This is a genomic window from Erythrobacter alti (genome assembly GCF_037996805.1).
In the GTDB taxonomy this organism is placed as follows: domain Bacteria; phylum Pseudomonadota; class Alphaproteobacteria; order Sphingomonadales; family Sphingomonadaceae; genus Alteraurantiacibacter; species Alteraurantiacibacter alti.
The window spans coordinates 327,502-345,600 of sequence record NZ_JBBNAX010000001.1 but is presented as its reverse complement, the minus strand read 5'-3'; the positions used below and the strand labels follow the sequence as shown (position 1 = coordinate 345,600).

Annotated in this window: 20 protein-coding genes; 5 read left to right on the top strand and 15 right to left on the bottom strand. The window is 61.6% G+C overall.

The window, feature by feature from the left end; all coding sequences use genetic code 11:
- Nucleotides 1–122: 122 nt before the first annotated feature.
- The 5 genes from AAC850_RS01630 to hisG all read right to left on the bottom strand — a co-directional run bounded on the left by AAC850_RS01630 (nucleotide 123) and on the right by hisG (nucleotide 5,732).
- Nucleotides 123–2,282, bottom strand: a complete 2,160-nt coding sequence (locus AAC850_RS01630) for a sodium-translocating pyrophosphatase (protein ID WP_340586790.1) — start codon at nucleotides 2,280–2,282, stop codon at nucleotides 123–125.
- Between the two features lie 133 nt (nucleotides 2,283–2,415).
- Nucleotides 2,416–3,285 carry a thiamine-phosphate kinase gene (thiL, locus tag AAC850_RS01625; RefSeq protein WP_340586788.1) on the bottom strand — a complete coding sequence of 290 codons (870 nt, stop codon included), beginning with the start codon at nucleotides 3,283–3,285 and terminating at the stop codon, nucleotides 2,416–2,418.
- Nucleotides 3,286–3,307: 22 nt separating this feature from the next.
- A complete protein-coding gene (nusB, locus tag AAC850_RS01620) occupies nucleotides 3,308–3,760 on the bottom strand; it encodes a transcription antitermination factor NusB (protein ID WP_340586786.1) in 453 nt (150 codons plus the stop codon).
- Nucleotides 3,757–5,052, bottom strand: a complete 1,296-nt coding sequence (hisD, locus tag AAC850_RS01615; protein ID WP_340586784.1) for a histidinol dehydrogenase — start codon at nucleotides 5,050–5,052, stop codon at nucleotides 3,757–3,759. The genes nusB and hisD overlap by 4 nt, the downstream gene beginning before the upstream one ends.
- The gene (gene hisG / locus AAC850_RS01610; RefSeq protein WP_340586782.1) at nucleotides 5,052–5,732 is read right to left on the bottom strand and encodes an ATP phosphoribosyltransferase; all 681 of its coding nucleotides are present in this window, start codon (nucleotides 5,730–5,732) and stop codon (nucleotides 5,052–5,054) included. Before hisG ends, hisD begins: the two co-directional genes overlap by 1 nt.
- A gap of 42 nt (nucleotides 5,733–5,774) precedes the next feature.
- On the opposite strand from hisG, the gene AAC850_RS01605 reads away from it, so the two are divergent.
- Nucleotides 5,775–6,857 carry a DUF2332 domain-containing protein gene (locus AAC850_RS01605; protein ID WP_340586781.1) on the top strand — a complete coding sequence of 361 codons (1,083 nt, stop codon included), beginning with the start codon at nucleotides 5,775–5,777 and terminating at the stop codon, nucleotides 6,855–6,857.
- Here the strand turns inward: AAC850_RS01605 and AAC850_RS01600 are convergent.
- From AAC850_RS01600 to AAC850_RS01580, 5 genes are read right to left on the bottom strand one after another with little or no spacing between them, the layout of a single operon-like run.
- On the bottom strand, nucleotides 6,854–7,747 hold the full coding sequence (locus AAC850_RS01600; RefSeq protein ID WP_340586779.1) for an alpha/beta fold hydrolase: 894 nt from the start codon (nucleotides 7,745–7,747) through the stop codon (nucleotides 6,854–6,856). The two genes, AAC850_RS01605 and AAC850_RS01600, sit on opposite strands and share 4 nt — an antisense overlap.
- A 2-nt stretch (nucleotides 7,748–7,749) precedes the next feature.
- Nucleotides 7,750–8,250 carry an FKBP-type peptidyl-prolyl cis-trans isomerase gene (locus tag AAC850_RS01595; RefSeq protein WP_340586777.1) on the bottom strand — a complete coding sequence of 167 codons (501 nt, stop codon included), beginning with the start codon at nucleotides 8,248–8,250 and terminating at the stop codon, nucleotides 7,750–7,752.
- A gap of 26 nt (nucleotides 8,251–8,276) precedes the next feature.
- On the bottom strand, nucleotides 8,277–9,164 hold the full coding sequence (locus tag AAC850_RS01590) for a pirin family protein (protein WP_340586776.1): 888 nt from the start codon (nucleotides 9,162–9,164) through the stop codon (nucleotides 8,277–8,279).
- A gap of 13 nt (nucleotides 9,165–9,177) precedes the next feature.
- A complete protein-coding gene (locus tag AAC850_RS01585) occupies nucleotides 9,178–9,885 on the bottom strand; it encodes a glutathione S-transferase (RefSeq protein WP_340586774.1) in 708 nt (235 codons plus the stop codon).
- Complete coding sequence (locus AAC850_RS01580) at nucleotides 9,882–10,160, bottom strand: BolA family protein (protein WP_340586772.1); 279 nt, start codon at nucleotides 10,158–10,160, stop codon at nucleotides 9,882–9,884. The genes AAC850_RS01585 and AAC850_RS01580 overlap by 4 nt, the downstream gene beginning before the upstream one ends.
- A gap of 55 nt (nucleotides 10,161–10,215) precedes the next feature.
- On the opposite strand from AAC850_RS01580, the gene AAC850_RS01575 reads away from it, so the two are divergent.
- Nucleotides 10,216–10,806 (top strand): J domain-containing protein, encoded by a 591-nt coding sequence (locus AAC850_RS01575; RefSeq protein WP_340586770.1) that lies wholly within the window; start codon nucleotides 10,216–10,218, stop codon nucleotides 10,804–10,806.
- Here AAC850_RS01575 and AAC850_RS01570 read toward each other — a convergent pair.
- The 5 genes from AAC850_RS01570 to AAC850_RS01550 are packed head-to-tail and all read right to left on the bottom strand — an operon-like array spanning nucleotide 10,803 to nucleotide 13,945.
- A complete protein-coding gene (locus tag AAC850_RS01570; protein WP_340586768.1) occupies nucleotides 10,803–11,660 on the bottom strand; it encodes an oxygenase MpaB family protein in 858 nt (285 codons plus the stop codon). The genes AAC850_RS01575 and AAC850_RS01570 overlap by 4 nt on opposite strands.
- Before the next feature lie 40 nt (nucleotides 11,661–11,700).
- A complete protein-coding gene (locus tag AAC850_RS01565) occupies nucleotides 11,701–12,306 on the bottom strand; it encodes a glutathione S-transferase family protein (protein WP_340586767.1) in 606 nt (201 codons plus the stop codon).
- Nucleotides 12,307–12,789, bottom strand: coding sequence for a VOC family protein (locus tag AAC850_RS01560; RefSeq protein WP_340586766.1), 483 nt, complete (start codon nucleotides 12,787–12,789; stop codon nucleotides 12,307–12,309).
- Nucleotides 12,789–13,586, bottom strand: a complete 798-nt coding sequence (locus tag AAC850_RS01555; RefSeq protein WP_340586764.1) for a VOC family protein — start codon at nucleotides 13,584–13,586, stop codon at nucleotides 12,789–12,791. Before AAC850_RS01555 ends, AAC850_RS01560 begins: the two co-directional genes overlap by 1 nt.
- Entirely contained in the window at nucleotides 13,586–13,945 is a 360-nt protein-coding gene (locus tag AAC850_RS01550) for a DUF1428 domain-containing protein (protein ID WP_340586763.1), read from the bottom strand. Before AAC850_RS01550 ends, AAC850_RS01555 begins: the two co-directional genes overlap by 1 nt.
- Nucleotides 13,946–14,016: 71 nt before the next feature.
- Between AAC850_RS01550 and AAC850_RS01545 the strand changes: the two genes are divergently transcribed.
- The 3 genes from AAC850_RS01545 (at nucleotide 14,017) to AAC850_RS01535 (ending at nucleotide 17,898) form a co-directional block, all read left to right on the top strand.
- A complete protein-coding gene (locus tag AAC850_RS01545) occupies nucleotides 14,017–15,000 on the top strand; it encodes an AAA family ATPase (protein WP_340586761.1) in 984 nt (327 codons plus the stop codon).
- A gap of 97 nt (nucleotides 15,001–15,097) precedes the next feature.
- Complete coding sequence (locus tag AAC850_RS01540) at nucleotides 15,098–16,753, top strand: M28 family peptidase (protein ID WP_340586760.1); 1,656 nt, start codon at nucleotides 15,098–15,100, stop codon at nucleotides 16,751–16,753.
- Nucleotides 16,754–16,950: 197 nt separating this feature from the next.
- Complete coding sequence (locus AAC850_RS01535) at nucleotides 16,951–17,898, top strand: leishmanolysin-related zinc metalloendopeptidase (protein WP_340586758.1); 948 nt, start codon at nucleotides 16,951–16,953, stop codon at nucleotides 17,896–17,898.
- Nucleotides 17,899–18,099: the final 201 nt, after the last annotated feature.

The following is an 18,099-nucleotide window of genomic DNA, read 5'->3' as shown; positions in this document are numbered from 1 at the left end:
GCCCGCGGGGTCTTTCCCTACGCCGGTGGGGCAGAAGGAATGGCTAAGCGAAAGGGTAAAAAAAGCCCTGCCCGGATCGCTCCGGACAGGGCTTTGTACGCCAGATCTGGCAGTATTTCGCCTTAGGCGACGCCGCTACCAGCCAATGCAGCGAGAAGAAGCAACGCAACAATATTGGTAATTTTGATCATCGGGTTCACGGCTGGACCGGCGGTATCCTTGTAGGGATCGCCAACCGTATCGCCCGTCACTGCGGCCTTGTGGGCTTCCGAGCCCTTGCCGCCGTGATTGCCGTCTTCGATGTACTTCTTGGCATTGTCCCATGCGCCGCCACCGGCAGTCATGGAAAGCGCCACGAACAGGCCGCCGACGATCACACCGAGCAGCAGCGCGCCAAGTGCGGCAAAGCCGTTCTCCTGACCAGCGATCAGGGTAATCACGAAGTAGACCACGATCGGTGCGAGCACCGGCAACAAGGACGGAATGATCATTTCCTTGATCGCGGCCTTGGTCACCAGATCGACCGTGCGGGCGTAATCGGGCTTCTCGGAGTAATCCATGATGCCCGGCTTCTCGCGGAACTGGTTGCGCACGTCGATCACCACGTCACCCGCTGCGCGGCCAACGGCAGTCATGCCCATGGCGCCAAACAGGTATGGCAACAGCGCGCCGAGCAGCAGGCCGACAATCACATACGGATTTTCGAGGCTGAAATCGACGTCGGAGTTCGGGAAGAACTCGGCCAGATCGGCGGTGTAGGCTGCGAACAGCACCAGTGCGGCAAGACCGGCCGAACCGATGGCATAGCCCTTGGTCACGGCCTTGGTGGTGTTGCCCACGGCATCCAGCGCATCGGTCTTTTCACGCACGCTTTCGTCGAGGCCCGCCATTTCGGCGATGCCACCGGCATTGTCCGTCACCGGACCGTAAGCGTCGAGCGCCACGACCATGCCAGCCAGTGCCAGCATCGATGTGGCCGCATAGGCAATGCCCATGAGCCCGGCGAGCTGGTAAGCACCGATGATGCCCGCCACGATGGCGAGCGTTGGCAGGGCGGTCGATTCAAGACTGATAGCCAGGCCCTGGATCACGTTCGTGCCGTGGCCCGTTTCCGAAGCCTTGGCGATCGAGCGCACCGGACGGAAATTGGTGCCGGTGTAATACTCGGTGATCCAGATGATGGCACCGGTCAGCAGCAGGCCGATCATGGAGGACCAGAACAGGTCCATTCCGGTGAACGGTGTGAGGGAGGACGTGCCTTCCTCTGCCAGCGGCGCGCCAGCATCGACGTTGCCAAGATTGGTGCCGCCGATTTCGGCATTCAGATCGCCCAGGGCATACTGCATGACGAGATAGATCAGCGGAATGGAAAGGATCGCGGTGACAAGAAAGCCCTTGTACATTGCGCCCATCACGTTGGTTCCGTTGCCGAGGCGAACGAAATAGGTGCCGATGATGCTGGTAACGATGCAGGCACCGCCAATCAGCAGCGGAAGCGACATCATCGGCATCAGCAAGTCACCAAGGCCTGACAGCAGCAGCGCGGTCAGAACCATGGTCGCGCCAACGGTCACGACATAGGTTTCGAACAGGTCGGCGGCCATGCCAGCACAGTCGCCGACGTTGTCACCCACGTTGTCCGCGATCACGGCAGGGTTGCGGGGGTCATCTTCGGGAATGCCGGCTTCGACCTTGCCGACAAGGTCGGCGCCGACGTCTGCGGCCTTGGTGAAGATGCCGCCGCCAAGACGGGCAAAGATCGAGATGAGAGATGCACCGAAGGCGAGGCCGACAAGGCCATCAATCACTTCGCGGCTGTTCGGTGCATGGCCGGCGGGGCCGGTCAGGTACCAGAAGAACACGGCAATCGCGAGCAGGGCAAGGCCAGCCACCAGCATGCCGGTGATAGCGCCTGCGCGGAACGCCAGCGTAAGGCCTTCCTGCAGGCCCTTCATCGCCGCCGCTGCGGTACGCAGGTTCGACCGGACCGAGATGTTCATCCCGATGAAGCCCGCCACGCCCGACAGGATTGCGCCAAGGATGAAGCCGATGACCGGGATCATGCCGAGGAAGACCCCGACCAGCACGGCCACGACCACGCCGACGATGGCGATGGTAGTGTATTGGCGCTTCAGATAGGCTTGTGCGCCTTCCTGGATCGCTGCAGCGATTTCCTGCATTTTTTCGTTGCCGGCATCAGCGCCGAGCACCTGCCGACTGGTGACGAAGCCGTAAACTACGGCGAGCGCACCCAAGGCAATAGCGATGAAAACGAGTTCCATGACCCGGTAATCCCCTCTCAAAAATAAAAACGACCCGGTTCTGCCGGGTCCGCATAGGAATGCGGGCTAGGGAAATCCTCCCCATTCGACAACCGTAAATCGTGCCTTTTCCCCCTCGCGAGAGGGAATCGGCCTATTTGTGGAGATATCCCAGCCCGTGCGGGTTGGTAATTGCCTCGCCATCGAGGAACATCGGAGCGAAGCCGCGCGGCTCGACCTTGCCGATGCGCGTGGCTGCCACCGGCGGGAATGTGCCATCGGGCAGCGTGAAGAGAAGCTCGTAATCGTCGCCCCATTTGAGGCATTCCATGCGCCGGGCCTCATCCGCAACGGGTACCGTCTCGCTATCGATGGCGATGGAGACCTCGCTTGCCTCGGCCATGCGGAAGGCATCGAGCAGCAGGCCGTCGGACACATCCATCATGGCGTTGGCAAGCGGGGCCAGGTCCGCCCCTTCGACCAGCCGCGCCATCGGGCGGGTGTAGGCCGTCGGATCGACCTTGGTGCCATCGCGCAGGGCTTCGAAGCCGAGCATGGCTGCGCCCAGCGTTCCCGTAACAAAGACCGCATCACCAACCTGCGCTCCGGCGCGCGAGGGGACGGGCGTGTGCGTAGCCTTGCCGATCGCCGTCAGGCCGAGTGTGCGCAGCCCGTCCGAGGCGACGGTATCGCCGCCCAGCAGCGCCACGCCGTAGTGCGACAGCACTTCGTCCAGTCCGGCAATGAAATCGGCATCACCCTTGCCGAGCACGTGACCCAGCAACACGCCAACCGGCTCTGCGCCCTTGGCTGCGAGATCGGACAGATTGGAGGCAACCAGTTTCCACGCGACATCGGCCATGTCCTGCGATGCGAGGTAATGCCGCCCCTCGACCATTGCATCATGCGTGATGACCAGCGTTTCGCTGCCTACTTCCAGGACGGCAGCATCATCGGTCAGTCCGCGCGCCCCCTTGTGGAGCGGAAGTCCGCGCAGTGCAGCGATGAAATCGGTCTCTGTCATGTGCCCCCAAATCGCGGATCGGCTAGGCCCGCGCTTCCTTGCCCACAGCGTCAAGTATGCCATTGACGAATTTTGCTTCGCGCTCATCGAAGAAAGCGTGCGCGACATCGACATATTCGGTGATCGCAGTCGCCTTCGGCACATCGGCCCGGGCGATGAGTTCATAGGCGCCGCAGCGCAGGATTTGCAGCATGGTCTTGTCCATGCGCGCGAGCGTCCAGCCTTCTGCCAGCTTGGCTGTCAGCGCATTGTCGATCTCGACCTGGCGGGCGACGACACCGGAAACGACATCGTCGAAGAATTCGACTTCGGCGTCTTCGTACTGGTCATCCTCGATTTCCTTGCCCAGCCGGTGCTGGTGGAATTCGTCGAGCAGCCTGGCGAGCGCTGTCTTTTCCATGTGGCGCTGGTAAAGCGCCTGCACAGCGGCAAGGCGCGCGGCGGAGCGGGCGCGGGATCGGGGGGGAGTTGTCATTTGAGGCGCACTTTCACACTGGCGGCATGGGCGGGTAGCCCTTCAATCTCGGCAAGCGTCGCGGCCGCAGGGCCGATTGCGCCAAGCGCGGTTTCGTCCAGCTCGATGAAGCTGGTTCGTTTCAAGAAGTCGAGCACCGACAACCCGCTGGCAAAACGCGCGCGGCGACCGGTGGGAAGGACATGATTGGGGCCAGCGACATAATCGCCGACCGCCTCGGGAGTGTGGCGGCCAAGGAATACGCTTCCGGCGTGGCGGATGCGGGCAAACATGTCGTCGGGATCCTCGACCATCAGTTCGATATGTTCGGCGGCAAGACGATTGGCGAGCGGCGGTGCGTCGCGCATCAGGTCTTCCACCACGATCAGCGCGCCGTAATCGTCCCAGCTCTTGCGGGCGACCCTGCGGGTTTGCAATTGCGCGCACAGCACATCGACCGCGTCCTCGACCATGCCAGCAAATTCGGCATCGTCGGTGATGAGGATGGATTGGCTCGTCGGATCATGCTCGGCCTGACTGAGCAGGTCGGCGGCGACCCAATCGGGGTCGGACTTGTTATCCGAAATGACAAGGATTTCGCTTGGCCCTGCGACCATGTCGATGCCGACCACCCCGTAAAGCTGACGCTTGGCCTCCGCGACCCATGCATTGCCGGGGCCGGTGATGACATCGACCGGTTGGATCGTGTCGGTGCCATAGGCAAGCGCGGCGATGGCTTGCGCTCCACCAATGCGCCAGATCTCGTCGATCCCGCACAGATGCGCGGCGGCGAGCACCAGCGGGTTGATCTCGCCCTTGGGAGTTGGCGTGGCGACCACCAGACGCTCGACACCGGCGACCTTGGCCGGAATGGCGTTCATCAGCAGGCTGGAAGGATAGGCGGCGCGGCCCCCCGGAACATATAATCCCGCCGCCTCTACGGGCGACCACTTGGCACCGAGCCGCACATTTGCGTCATCGCGGTAATCGCGATCCTGCGGCAACTGGCCCTCGTGATAGGCGCGGATACGTTGGGCTGCGAGATCGAGCGCGCTCTTGGCCTCTGGCGACAACTCTCCGTAAGCGGCAGCGCACTGATCTGCTTCAATCCGCCAGCTTGACGGATCGTCGGTCAATGCGTGCTTGTCGAATCGCATGGTGAGATTGCGCAATGTCGCGTCACCATCACGGCGCACCTCGCGCAGGATTTCGCGCACGTCGTGAGCGACGTTGTCGTCGCTTTCTCGACGGTCGTTGACGATCCGCGCGAATTTCTCCTCGAAATCCGGAGCACTGGCATCGAGGTGCCGCATCAGGCGGCGTCCTGCAGCATGGCGGTGCGGAACCGCTCGACCAGATCTGCCACGCGCGGATCGGTCTTGAGGGCTGCACGGTTGACGATCAGGCGGCTGGTAACCTGCATGATCGTGTCCTTTTCGACCAGGCCATTCGACTTGAGCGTCTGCCCGGTGGAGACCAGGTCGACAATGCGCCCGGCAAGCCCGCTCGACGGAGCAAGCTCCATCGCGCCGTTCAGCTTGATGCACTCGGCCTGGATGCCCTGGCGTTCGAAGTGTCGGCTGGTGATGTGCGGATATTTGGTGGCAACGCGCAGGTGGCTGGCATTGCCATATTTGTATTCGACCGGCTCGACCGGCTCGGCAACCGACAGGCGGCAAGCTCCGATGCCAAGGTCTACGGGAGCGTAAAGCTCGGAATAATCGAATTCCTCAATCACGTCGGAGCCGACAATACCCATCTGCGCCGCGCCGAACGCCACGAATGTTGCCACGTCGAACGCACGCACGCGGAAGATGCGCATATCGCCGCTTTCATCGGCAAAGCTGAGCGAGCGGTCCTTCTTGTCGTGAAAGGCCGCTTCGGGCACTACGCCTGCACGCTCCATCACCGGTACCGCTTCTTCGAGAATGCGGCCTTTGGGAACGGCGAAAATGAGTGGTCCGTAAGGGGCGTTGGCGGAGGTTGTAGTCATGGCCGCGCGATGTAGGGGCGAAGCGACGAAAGGGCAATGCACATGGGCAAAGCGCGCGCAGCGGACGACAGGGGCGTGATGGAGATCAAGAGCGTTGGCGAAGCGATCGCGTGGCAGGCCGATCATGCTGAAAATTCCGGCGCACCGGGGACAGCGCGCCTTATCCGCGCGTTGCTCGCCGTTCTCGAGACCGACACCGCCATCGGGCGGCGCATGGCAAGCTGGCACGGCTTGACGTTGGAGGACGCAATGCCGCTGCGCATAGCGGGCGGGTTTCACGCGCTGTTTCTTGCCGGCGAAGAGCCGCGGCTGGGCGAAATCTACAACGGGTTGATGACAGATCAGGGGCTGGTCGATGCACTGGTCGTCGATACCGCAAAGACATTCGATCACCGGCTGCTGCCGTGGCTCGATGGTCCGCCGCAGACCAATGAGGCAGGGCGCTCGGCCAATATCATGGCCGCCTTGCTGTGGCTTTCGGGCCGGCTGGGCTCGAAGTTTGCGCTGAACGAGATCGGTGCGAGTGCCGGCATCAACACGATGATGGGCCGTTTCCTGTTCGATCTTGGCGGGGTGAAAGTGGGGCCGGGCATGTCCAGCCTTCGCCTTGCGCCCGAATGGCGCGGAGCCCCGCCGCCGACCGGCCCGGTCGATATCGTGAGCGCCAAGGGATGCGACATTGCGCCTGTCGACCTCACCGATTCCGCTCAGTCAGAAAAGTTGAAAGCCTACGTCTGGCCCGAGGCGCGTGAACGCATGGCGCGGCTGGACGCTGCGATCTCCATGGCAGAGCGCGCTGCGCCCGACCTTGTGCAATGCGATGCGGGCCAGTTTGTTGCCGATATGCTCGACGCGCCGCAGGACGATGGCGTGACGCGCGTGCTGTTTCACACGGTGATGTGGCAATATCTGCCCGATACCACGCGTGAGGCCATCACGAAGGCGATGGAAGTGGCAGGGTCAAAGGCAACACCCGAAAAGCCGCTTGCGTGGATCATGTCGGAAACCAATCGCGAGACATTTCGGCAGGAGTGCCGGGTCAAATATTGGCCGGGCGATGAGGAATGGGTCAGATTGACCGAAAGCCATCCGCACGGCGCATGGGTCGAGTGGGTCGCGCCCTAGTCGTTCAGGAAAGCGTCCAGCGCGGCGTTCACGGCATCGGGCGCTTCCCACGGGATGAAATGACCCGCCTCGGGCACCTGCTCCACGGTCAGATCGCTCACCCAATCGCCAAGGCCATCGAGATTGGCGGGTAGCAAGGCCTCATCCTGCATTCCCCAGATCACCAGCGTCGGCATTTCGAGCTTGGGAAACGCAGGATCGGCATATTTCTCGGGCAGGCCGACCGGTTCTTCCATCGGAGGGACGGCGATGCCGCTGGCGCGGTACCAGTTGAGCATTGCGATGGCGCGTTCGGGATCGGCCCATTGCTCGAACAGCAACTTCTGTTCGGCCGGGTCATTGCCGACTTTCCGTTCTGACTTGATCGCCTTCATCAGCAGCGCCGCAAGCCCGTGCTCGCGCACCAGCGCGTCATTCGCAGGGTCGCGGAAATCGCGCATATACTGGCTCGCGGCGCGCTGCGCCTCGTCGGCAAACAGTAGGCGCTGGAAGACCGCGGGATGCGGGGCATTGGCGATGACGGTTCGAGTCACCACACCGCTTGCTTGCCCGAATGCTGCCACGCCCCAGGCCAGCGCGCCGCCCCAGTCATGGCCGATAATCGTGAAGCTGGCGACGCCAAGCGCCTGCGCCAGCCCGAATACATCGCCGACAAGTGCGGGGACTTCGTAATGTTCGGCACCCTCGGGCCGCGAGGAATTGCCATAGCCGCGCTGGTCGGGCGCAATGCAGCGGTAGCGGGTGTTGAGATGTTCGATCTGGTGGCGCCAGGTGCGGTGGTTTTCGGGGAAACCGTGCAGGAAGACCAGCACCGGCGCATCGCGCGGGCCGCTGTCCCAAACGTCCAGCTGGATGCCGTTGGGCAGGGTGACGCGCGACAGTTCGGTCATGCTCACACGCCCTTGCTGGGAATGCCGAGCAATTCGATCGTGAACAGCAAGGTCGCTCCGCCGGGGATGGGGCCGCGGCCCTGCAGACCGTAGGCGGAAGTAGCGGGGATGGCGATTTCCACCGTGTCGCCCACGCCCATGTAGGGGATAGCGTATTGCCAACCCGAAATCAGGCCGGACAGCGGGAAAGTGGCTGGCTCGCCACGCTCGACCGAGCTGTCGAACACGTCGCCACTGGTGAAGCTGCCGGTGTAGTGAATGGTGATCTCGTCCGCGACCGTCGGTGCGGGGCCAGTTCCGTCGCCGGCGATACGGCGAAACATGACGCCGCCTTCCAGCCGGTGCCAGCCGTCTGCCGCACTGAGCGAATGCAGGGCGGACTGCTGGGTGTTGTGCCATTCGAGGCTGCCGGCAGCACCCGGTTCAGGCTGTGCGGGCGCATCTTGCGCGATAGCGGGTGTGGCAAAGGCGAGGGCGGCAAAAGTCAGAAGAGCGTTTTTCATGGCAACTCCATAACCACGAAATATCGCTACGGATAGCTCACAGTCTTGGGCTCGCCATCGGGGAGGGGAATCCACTCCTCCTCGTCGCCCGGAACCTTGGCAAAGCGGCGATTGCGCCAGTCTTCCTTCGCCTGCTCGATCCGTTCGCGGTCGGAACTGACGAAGTTCCACCAGACATGGCGTCTTGTGGCAAAGGTCTCACCGCCCAGCAGCATCACCCGCGCGCCAATGCTGCTGGAAAGCTTCATCGCCGCACCGGGCTTCAGCACGACCAGATCGTAGAGCGCGATAGCCTCGCCATCGAGCGAAGCCTCGCCGCCCACCAGCATGACGGCGCGTTCGTCCGCCTCGTCATCGATAGGAATAGTGCCGCCTGCCTGCAGGATGATCTCGGCGTAGATCGTCTCGGCATGGCAGGTGGTGGCAGCGCGCTCGCCCCAAAGTTCGCCCATGATCACGCAGGCGCGTGCGCCATTGTCGTCGATCCACGGCAAATCGCTGACGGCCTCGAAAGCCGGGTCGATCTCCTCCTTGCCATCGGGCAACGCGAGCCATGTCTGCATACCGTAAAGCGACGGGCCTTTTTTGCGCTCTTCCTGCGGGCTGCGTTCCGAATGGACGATCCCGCTTCCGGCAGTCATCAGGTTTACCGTGCCCGGATGGATGGTCGAGAATGTGCCGATGCTGTCGCGGTGGTCGATCGCGCCCTCGAACAGCCATGTCACGGTAGAAAGGTTGATATGCGGATGCGGGCGCACGTCCATCCCTTGGCCAAGGTCAAGCTGTGCGGGGCCGAACTGGTCGACGAAGACGAACGGGCCAACCATGCGGCAATCCCTGCTCGGCACCGCCCGACGCACGGTAAACGCGCCAAGATCATGGCTGACGGGGGTGACGGTCTTGAGGATGCTCATTGCCAAATCTCCCTTATTGCTCGTCCAGTTCCTCATAATGGCGGAAAATGCCGTCTTCGGAAAACTCGATCCTGCGTTCGCTCGCCAGATAGTCGGCCAGCGGCTCGATATCGGGGACGATGCCTTGCACGCCTTCGAGATGCGGCCAGCTGCCCTTCATCGTCTTCATGTAATTGGGAAAGGCATAGTCGAGCCCTTCCATGAGCTGGAACAGGCTGGTGTCGACGTGGCTCCATTGCTGGCCGAGCGAGAATGGCCCGCCGCTGGCGGCAATCGCATTGTCGAAGTGGATCAGATATTTGGGGATGCGCTGGGCGCGGAAGTAAGCGGCCTTTTCGAAAGCGGCGTCCATCTGGTCGGCGTAATAGAGCTCGTTAGCGATCGGATGATGGACAGAGTGCACCTCCTCGACGAAATCGGCGATATCGATCTGCAACTGGAACAGTTCGAGATCGACATCCATCTCGCCCGAGCCGAGGCCGTGCTTGTCCGACAGATATTGCAGGATGAGCGCCGTCTGGCCGATAACCGCGCCATCATCGACAACATAGGGCGGGGCGAAGGGACGGCGGCCTTCGAGGGAGTGCATATGCTCGACCAGCGCATCGGCGCCCTGTTCGCGGGCCATGTCGGTGTAGTCGATCTCGCCTGCTTCGCAGAACAGGCGGATGAACTCTCCGCGCCCGGGAATATCGGGCCAGTACCACAGCTCCGCGCTCATGCGCGTTCACCGGGAGCGTGACATTTCATCGCAAAGGCATGGACGCGGTTGCCGGGGATGTCGCCCAGTGCAGCCAGCACCATGCGTTGCCGCGCAAGGCGGTTCTTCCCCGCAAATGCGGCGCTTTCGATCACCACGGAGAAATGCGATTCCCCGCTGCCGTCATCGCCTGAATGGCCCGAGTGCTGGGCGCTGTCGTTGCTGACTTCGAGATGGGAGGGGGACAGCGCCTCGGTGAGGAGCGTTTCGATTTCTTGTTGGACGGTTCCTGTCATGCCGCATGATTTGGGGGTTTCCAACACGCGGTGCAATCCCCATTCAAAGGCGTTCATGCGAAACGAACGGTTCCACGGACGCTTTGAAAGCGATGGGCGAGAGTGCGAGCACCCCACCTGCCGGGAAGCGGGCGAGTTCCGCGCCCCCGGCACGCGCGGCAATTCCTTCGATGGACCGGGCGAGTTTCGCTGGTTCTGCCTTGAGCACGTGCGTGAATTCAATGCTGGCTACGACTGGTTCGAAGGCATGAATGCCGAGGAGATTTACCGCGCGCAGGCTCCCGGCTCCGGCTGGCAGACCGAAACACCTGCTTTCCGTCCTACAGCGGGCATGGATGGCATGCCGCGCTGGGCCGACTTTGCCGATCCGCTCGACGCCATCGGTGCGCGTGCGGGCGACATCCGGCGCGCTGCAACCGGGCGCAACCACGAGAACTACAGCCGCTTCACGCCGAGGGAACGTGAGGCGCTTTCGATGATGGGCTTGGGCCCCAAAGCGGATCGTAAGCAATTGCGGCAACGCTATTCCGAGTTGGTCCGGCGCTACCATCCCGATCGCAACGGCGGCGACCGCACACACGAGGCGCGCTTGCAGCAGGTGGTGGAATCTTATCAATTGCTGCGCGGGGCGGCGGCCTTTGCCTAGACTTTTTGTTTGAAGGCCCAGCGCAAGGTTCCGCCAAGTCCGCTGGTCAGCAATTTCGAGGGCAGAGCGGCCAGGCCCGGAGCTTCCAAACCGAGCATGGTTCGCGCAAATGGCGGCAGGAGCGAAACAGCGGCGGTGGCGAGCAAAGGCTGGATCGCGCCGACAGCTCCGGGTGACTTGCCCTCGAGGATAAGTTCGGCAATTTCGCGTGCTTCCGGTCCGGCGCGCAAATCCTTGCGCATTGCGCGGAAAACCGCCTGTGCTTCTGCCTTGGTCTCGGGCACAGGATCGGCGCCCAGCTTGCGCGCGATAACTGCGAACTGGCGGAAATATTCGTCCTGCTCTGCAACGGGCATATCGGGCTGGACATGGACCAGCCATGCCTCGAGGAACATCAGTGCCTCTGTCACGTGCACCCACGCCAGCGTTTGCGGATTGGTGGCGGAATAGGGCGTGCCGTCGGGCAGCGTGCCGTTCACGCCCGAGTGAATGCGGTTGACCCGCGCTATGGCCGTTTCAGCATCGTCTGAATTCCCGTAGGTCGTTACCGCGATGAAGCGCGCCGTGCGGCGCAAGCGGCCATGCATATCCTCGCGGAAATTCGAGAAATCGAGCACTCCGCGCAGCGCATGCGGGTGGAGCATCTGCAACAGCAGCGCCGCCATGCCGCCAACCATCATGCTCACCACATCGGCATGGACCATGCGGATCGGGGTGTCCTTGGCAAACAGCGCATCATCCGAAGGCGGCACCGGCGTTTCGCCGCTCGAAACATCGTTGAACACACCGCGCACCCGCTCGACCAGCTTGAGCCGGGCAAATTCCACGGGGTCGGGGAAGGGACGCTGCGCCATGATCGCCAATGTGGCGCAGAGCGGCGCAATTTGCGAGAGGTCAGGTGGGAATGGTGCCCATGCTGTCCTTGTAGGCATCGCGGGACTGTAGCCGGGCCTGATAGGCCTTCAGGCTATCACGCTCTGTCAGCGTCCCGAAATTGAGGCCCCAATCGACCTGGCTGCCGACATAGACATCGGCCATGGTGAAGCGATCGCCGCAGACAAAATTATGTGATGAGAACCAGTTATCGAGCGTATTGACCACACGGTCGAAGCTGCCGAAGCCAACGGTGGCCTTCTGCTTTTCATCCGCAGGCTCCCACCCCATCGCTTTGTTGGTGATCGCGGTTTCGGCTGGCCCTGCAGCGAAGAACATCCAGCGGAAATAGTCTGCTTTCTCCTCGTCACGCGGACGCAGACCGGGAGCTTCCATTTCGGCTAGGTAGTGACAGATCGCTGCCGCTTCGGACACGACGTGGTCGCCTTCTGCGGCGTGATGGATGATCGTGGGAACCTTGCCCATCGGGTTCGCTGCCAGCAGCGCGGCGGGCTTGTTGCCCCAGTCGACCATCGCGAGTTCGGGCTGGATGCCAACTTCGGCAAAGGCCCATTTGGCGATCAGGGCGCGGCTCATCGGATTGTAGAACAGTGTGTAGCCGGTCATTTAATCGCCTCCTGTAATGGCTGCTTCGATGCCTGCGTGGTCGATCTTTACCATCTGCATCATGGCCATATTGGTGCGCAGCCGCACTTGCTCATCCTCGTGACGCAGGCCTTCCATCATGACCCTTGGCACGATTTGCCAATGCACCCCCCAGCGGTCCTTGAGCCAGGAACACGCCATCTCTTCTCCGCCATCGGCCAACAGCGCGCTCCAATACCGGTCCGTTTCCTCCTGTGTTTCGGTGAAAACCTGCAGCGACACGGCCATTGTATGCGGCGAACCCGCTCCGCCGTTGAGGGCAGTCATGGAGCGGCCGCGTAGCGTGAATTCAACAAGGATCGTGTCTCCCACGCTGCCGCCGGGCCAATCCATCGGTGCCTTGTGAACCGCATTGATCCCGCTGTCTGGAAACACTCCGCAATAATAGCGTGCCGCCTCTTCGCCCTCTTTCTCGAACCAGAGGCACGTTGCGATATCGTCCATCATCCCTCTCCGCGCGGACCGATCACCGAGAACATAGCGCCCTGCGGATCGACGCCGTTGATGATGAATTCGCCGCCGGGGATTTCCATCGGGCCATTCATGACCTGGCCGCCGTTCTGCTTGATATACGCTTCAGCCACATCAATGCTCGGCAAACGGAAGTAGAAGGACCACATCGATACCGGCATGTCGGGCATCGCGTTCATCACGGCACCGAACATGAAATCACGCTCGGCCCCGTTGCGCAGCATTTCGTATTTGCCCATCTCGCCCATATCCATGGTGTCGCTCACCACCCAGCCGAACAAATCGCCATAAAAGCTTTTGGCCGCATCGGGATCGCCAGCCATCAGCTCGTTCCAGGCGCAATGGCCCATGCGGGGTTCGTGGGACGCGAAGGCGTCACTGTCCTGCCCCGAACGATCGTCGATCACGTAGAAGGGCGCGCCTCCGGGATCCTGCAGCATGGCAAACGGACCTACTTCGGGCACTTCATGACCTTCCATCAGGACCGTAGCACCCGCGCCTTTGGCCTTGGACACCGTTGCAGGAACATCATCGACGCGCACATAGCCAACCCAGCAGGGACGTGCGCCGTGTTCGGTCATTTCCTCGGTGAGTTGGAGCAGGCCGCCGATGTCGCCACCGCCACCGGCAGAAAAGGGACGGTAGTCGATGCCATCCATGTTGCCCGACTTGAATGTCCAGCCGAGCAGTCCGGAGTAGAACTCCTGCGCCCCGTCGGCATCGCCGCTCATCAATTCATACCAGACGAAATCGCCGTGTTGATTGGCCATCATTCCCTCCCGCTTGTGAAAATTGGCGTGAAGCCACCCCACATCATCCTCTTGCCGTCGAATGGCATGTCGCCCATGTCCTCTTCCCAGAAGGGATCGTCTTTCATCTTGGCGTGCGCGGCATCGCAGGTCGCCTTGTCAGGCCAGATCATCCAGCTGAAGACGATCTTCTCGCCCGGTTCAGCTTTCGTCGCCATGCGGAAATCGGTGACCTTGCCATCGGGCACATCGTCTTCCCACGCCTCCACGATTTCGGTGACGCCATATTCCTTGAACTTGTGCCCGGCGCGCATTGCCATTTCGGCATAAGCGGCCTTCTTGTCCGCAGGAACCGCGAGCAGGAATCCTTGCACGTACATAACGCTCTCCCCTTGATACCGCCCCAATACCTTGTTGCAGCGAGCGGGCCGCGCGTCTAGGCAGCGCGGCAATGAACGATATGACAAATGCAAGCGAATCCGAAGGCACGGTGATGGCCGCGCCCGATACCGAAGTTGACGTTCGAGAGACGTTTGGCATCGATATCGACATGAAAGTCCCCGCTTTTTCCAAGGCGGACGAACGCGTGCCCGATCTTGACGAGACTTATGTGTTCGATGCGGACACGACTCTCGCGATCCTGGCCGGATTTGCGCACAATCGCCGCGTGATGATCCAGGGTTATCACGGGACCGGCAAATCGACTCACATCGAACAGGTCGCAGCGCGTCTCAAATGGCCGACGATTCGCATCAATCTCGATGCGCATATCAGCCGTATCGACCTTGTCGGGCGCGATGCCATCGTGCTGCGCGACGGCTTGCAGGTCACCGAATTCCGCGAAGGCTTGCTGCCGTGGGCCCTGCAGCACCCCGTCGCACTGGTGTTCGACGAATATGATGCTGGCCGCCCGGACGTGATGTTCGTGATCCAGCGCGTGCTGGAACAGGCGGGCAAGCTGACGTTGCTCGACCAGAACCGCGTAATCCGGCCCGATCCTCACTTCCGCCTGTTCGCCACCGCCAACACCGTTGGCCTGGGCGATACCAGCGGGCTGTATCACGGCACGCAGGCGATCAACCAGGGCCAGATGGACCGCTGGAATATCGTGGTCGGCCTGAACTACCTTCCGGCCGAGACCGAACGCCAGATCGTTGGCGCGAAGACTACGCTGAGCGATGATCTGGTGGCCGACATGATCCGCGTGGCGGACCTGTCCCGCCAGGGCTTCATGAATGGCGATATATCTACCGTGATGAGCCCGCGTACGGTCATCACCTGGGCGCAGAATACGGAGATATTCGGTGATCCCGGTTTTGCCTTCCGCCTGAGCTTCCTCAACAAGTGTGACGAGGCTGAACGGATGCTCGTGGCCGAATATTACCAGCGCGTGTTCGGCAAGGAATTGCCCGAAAGCGTTGTTTCCAAGGCGTAAGCCCGGCCAATTTCCGCACCAGCCCTTGCACGGTGCGGTTTCGTGTGTAGCAATCAGCCCATCGCAGAAATCATTCCGATGGGCTGGTGCTAACCGTATGAAAAACCTTTCGCTATTTGCCGCATTGGCAGCCTTCGCAATCGCCTCGCCGGTCGCTGCGGAGGATGATGCAACCAGCCAGAACCCGATCACCGATCGCGCAACGCTGGAAAGCGATGTGCGCACCTTGGCTGACGATGCGATGGAAGGCCGCGAGGCAGGTACGCCGGGATATGACATGGCGGCAGATTTCGTCGCCAACCGCTTCCACAGCCTTGGCCTGCAGCCCGGCGGCGATGATGGCACATGGTTCCAGAATTTCTCGCTCGTGCGCCACTCGGCTGCCGACGATGCAGGGCTTTCGATCGTGGGTGCGGATGGCGCGCGCATGAAGGCAATCTACGGCCATGATTTCGTTGGCGGCGGGCTCGCGAGTGCGGGCGACGCAGATGGACGTGGCCGGGTGAATGCGGAGATGGTGTTTGTCGGCTACGGCCTCGATATGCCTGAACTGGGTCACGACAGTTTTGCGGGCGTCGACCTGCAAGGCAAGGTCGCGGTCTGGGTATTCGACATGCCCGAAGGTATGGATCCGCTGCTGGCCATGCACATGCAGCAGGCCGGGGCAGACCGCTTTGCCGCGCAGGGGGCTGTCGGTTCGATCCTGCTTTGGACTCCCGAACTTAGCCTGCTGGTAAACTGGACCAGAGGTCGCAATTTCTTCGGTCGCACCAGCAGCACGACATGGGTCGGGCCGGATGGTGTGGCGCATGATGGTGCGGGCGACATGGAGTTCCAGCTCGTCGCCTCGCCCGAAATGTCCCGCCAGATCATGGCAGGTCAGGCGTTCGACATGGACGCGATTGCCCTTGCACAAGCGAACGAAATGGCATCTATGCCGAGCTTCGAGATGGGCGCCCGCGCACGGGTAAGCTATGCCAACCAGCGCGAACCGCTGCTCGATACCAGCAATGTGATCGCAATCCAGCCGGGTACTGATCCGGCGTTTGCGGACCAGTATGTTGTCGTCTCCGCGCATCTCGATCACGTCGGCGTCGAGCCGGGCCATGGCGAAGACAACGACCGTTTGTTCAACGGCGCGATGGACAACGCATCTGGTGTGGCAACAATGATGGAAATGGCGCGCCTGATCGCGGCAGAGCCAACCCGGCGTCCCGTCATGTTCGTGGCGCTGGGTGCGGAGGAAATGGGACTGCTTGGTTCAAGCTATCACGCGGCCAATCCGGGGCTGACGGATGGCCATCTGGCGGTCAACGTCAATGTCGACATGCCAATCCTCACCTGGCCCTTCAGCGATGTCGTCGCCTTCGGGGCGGACCGCTCCAACATCTTCCCGCAAGTAAGCGCGGCTGTTGGCGAATATGATCTCAAGCTGGTGCCTGATCCCAATCCCGACGAGGGCTTCTTCTTTCGCTCCGACCAGTACTCCTATGTGCAGGCGGGCATTCCCGCGGTCTACGTGGACCTGGGGTTTGGAAACGGCGGCGAGGCGGCTCAGGAAGATTTCCTCGGCGCGCATTATCACCAGCCGTCGGATGAGGCCTTCCGTATCGATTACGAGCAGCTCGGCAGGTTTGCCGACATTGCCTATCTGGTGGCCCGCAACGTCGGCAACATGGATGATCGTCCGGCGTGGCTGGCAGGCGACTTCTTCGGCGACACATTCGGCGGGCCGGTGGTGGGCCAAGACTAATCAACGACTTGGCGCAGCGCGAATTTTGCGTGGCTTGCCTCCCGCCCTTTTTCTGCAATGCGGTGAGCCGTTGCCGTGACGGGGCGAGCGTTCCGAAACTTACCCACAGCACTTATTGCAACTGAAACCAGTGTCGGTAACATCCGAGTCAGCAGCACGCCTGTGTTGCCAATAATCAGATAAGTTTGGGGACGTAGATGTTTAAGAAATTTTTCGCCGAGCCCGATGCGCTTGGCACGTTAGGCTACAACCATCCCGGTTTGGGCAATGGTAACGGCGGATCGCGCGCGCAACCTGACGATGGTTTGACCCAGGTAGACCTCGCCCGGCAGATCGATGTCGATCACTTCGGCATCGACATCGCCAATGCCAAGCCGGACGGCAAGCCTGGCAAGGGTGGTGGCGGCAACGGCGGCGGTGGCGGTGGCGGTGGTGGCACCGTGCCCGATCCCTACATCAGCGGTCCCGCGGATTCATCTGCCGGTTTCAACATCAAGATCGTTTTCGAAGGCGAGTGGAGCCAGGCGCTTTACGACATCTTCGTGGCGGCAGCGGATTTCTACACCGCATTGATCGTTGGCGACTTGCAGGATGTCACCGTGACGAGCGGCCGCGGCAAGAAGGCAACGACGAACACGATCGATGATATCGAAATCACCGCATCGCTCATCACTATCGATGGATCGGGCGGCGTTCTGGGCCGCGCAGGTCCGACTGCGGTGCGCACCGACAATTCCCTGCCGGCAACCGCGATCATGGAATTCGACATTGCCGACGCCGGTGATTTCACGGCAGCAGGCCTGTTCGACGATATCGTGCTGCACGAAATGGGCCACGCGCTCGGCTTTGGCACGATCTGGGATCGCCTTGGCCTCATCAATCCCGACAACACCTTCGGCGGCGCGTTGGCGCAGGCCGAATCGCTGGCACTGTTCGGCACGAGCGACATCGCGATCGAAACCGATGGCGGGCAGGGCACGGCGTTCGGTCACTGGGACGATGCGACCTACACCAACGAGCTGATGACCGGATACATCTCCGATCCCAACTATTTCAGCTACATGAGCGCGGCATCCTACGGCGATCTCGGCTACGAGCTGGCTTCTAACTACCGCATGGTCGTGGATGAATTGAACACCGCCTGATTGCTCGCAAGAGTTGGACGGGACGAGCGGAGCGGGTGCAAGGAGCATCCGCTCCGCTTTTGCTTTCGAAGAGGTTCGAGTGATGTCGGAAACAGTATGTCCCCGCGAACTCACCTGCTATTCAGCAAACCTGCAGCACGATGTTGCACAAAATATGCCGTAGCAGTTGGGGCCAATGCCAGATTTCCTCTCGCCATTGCT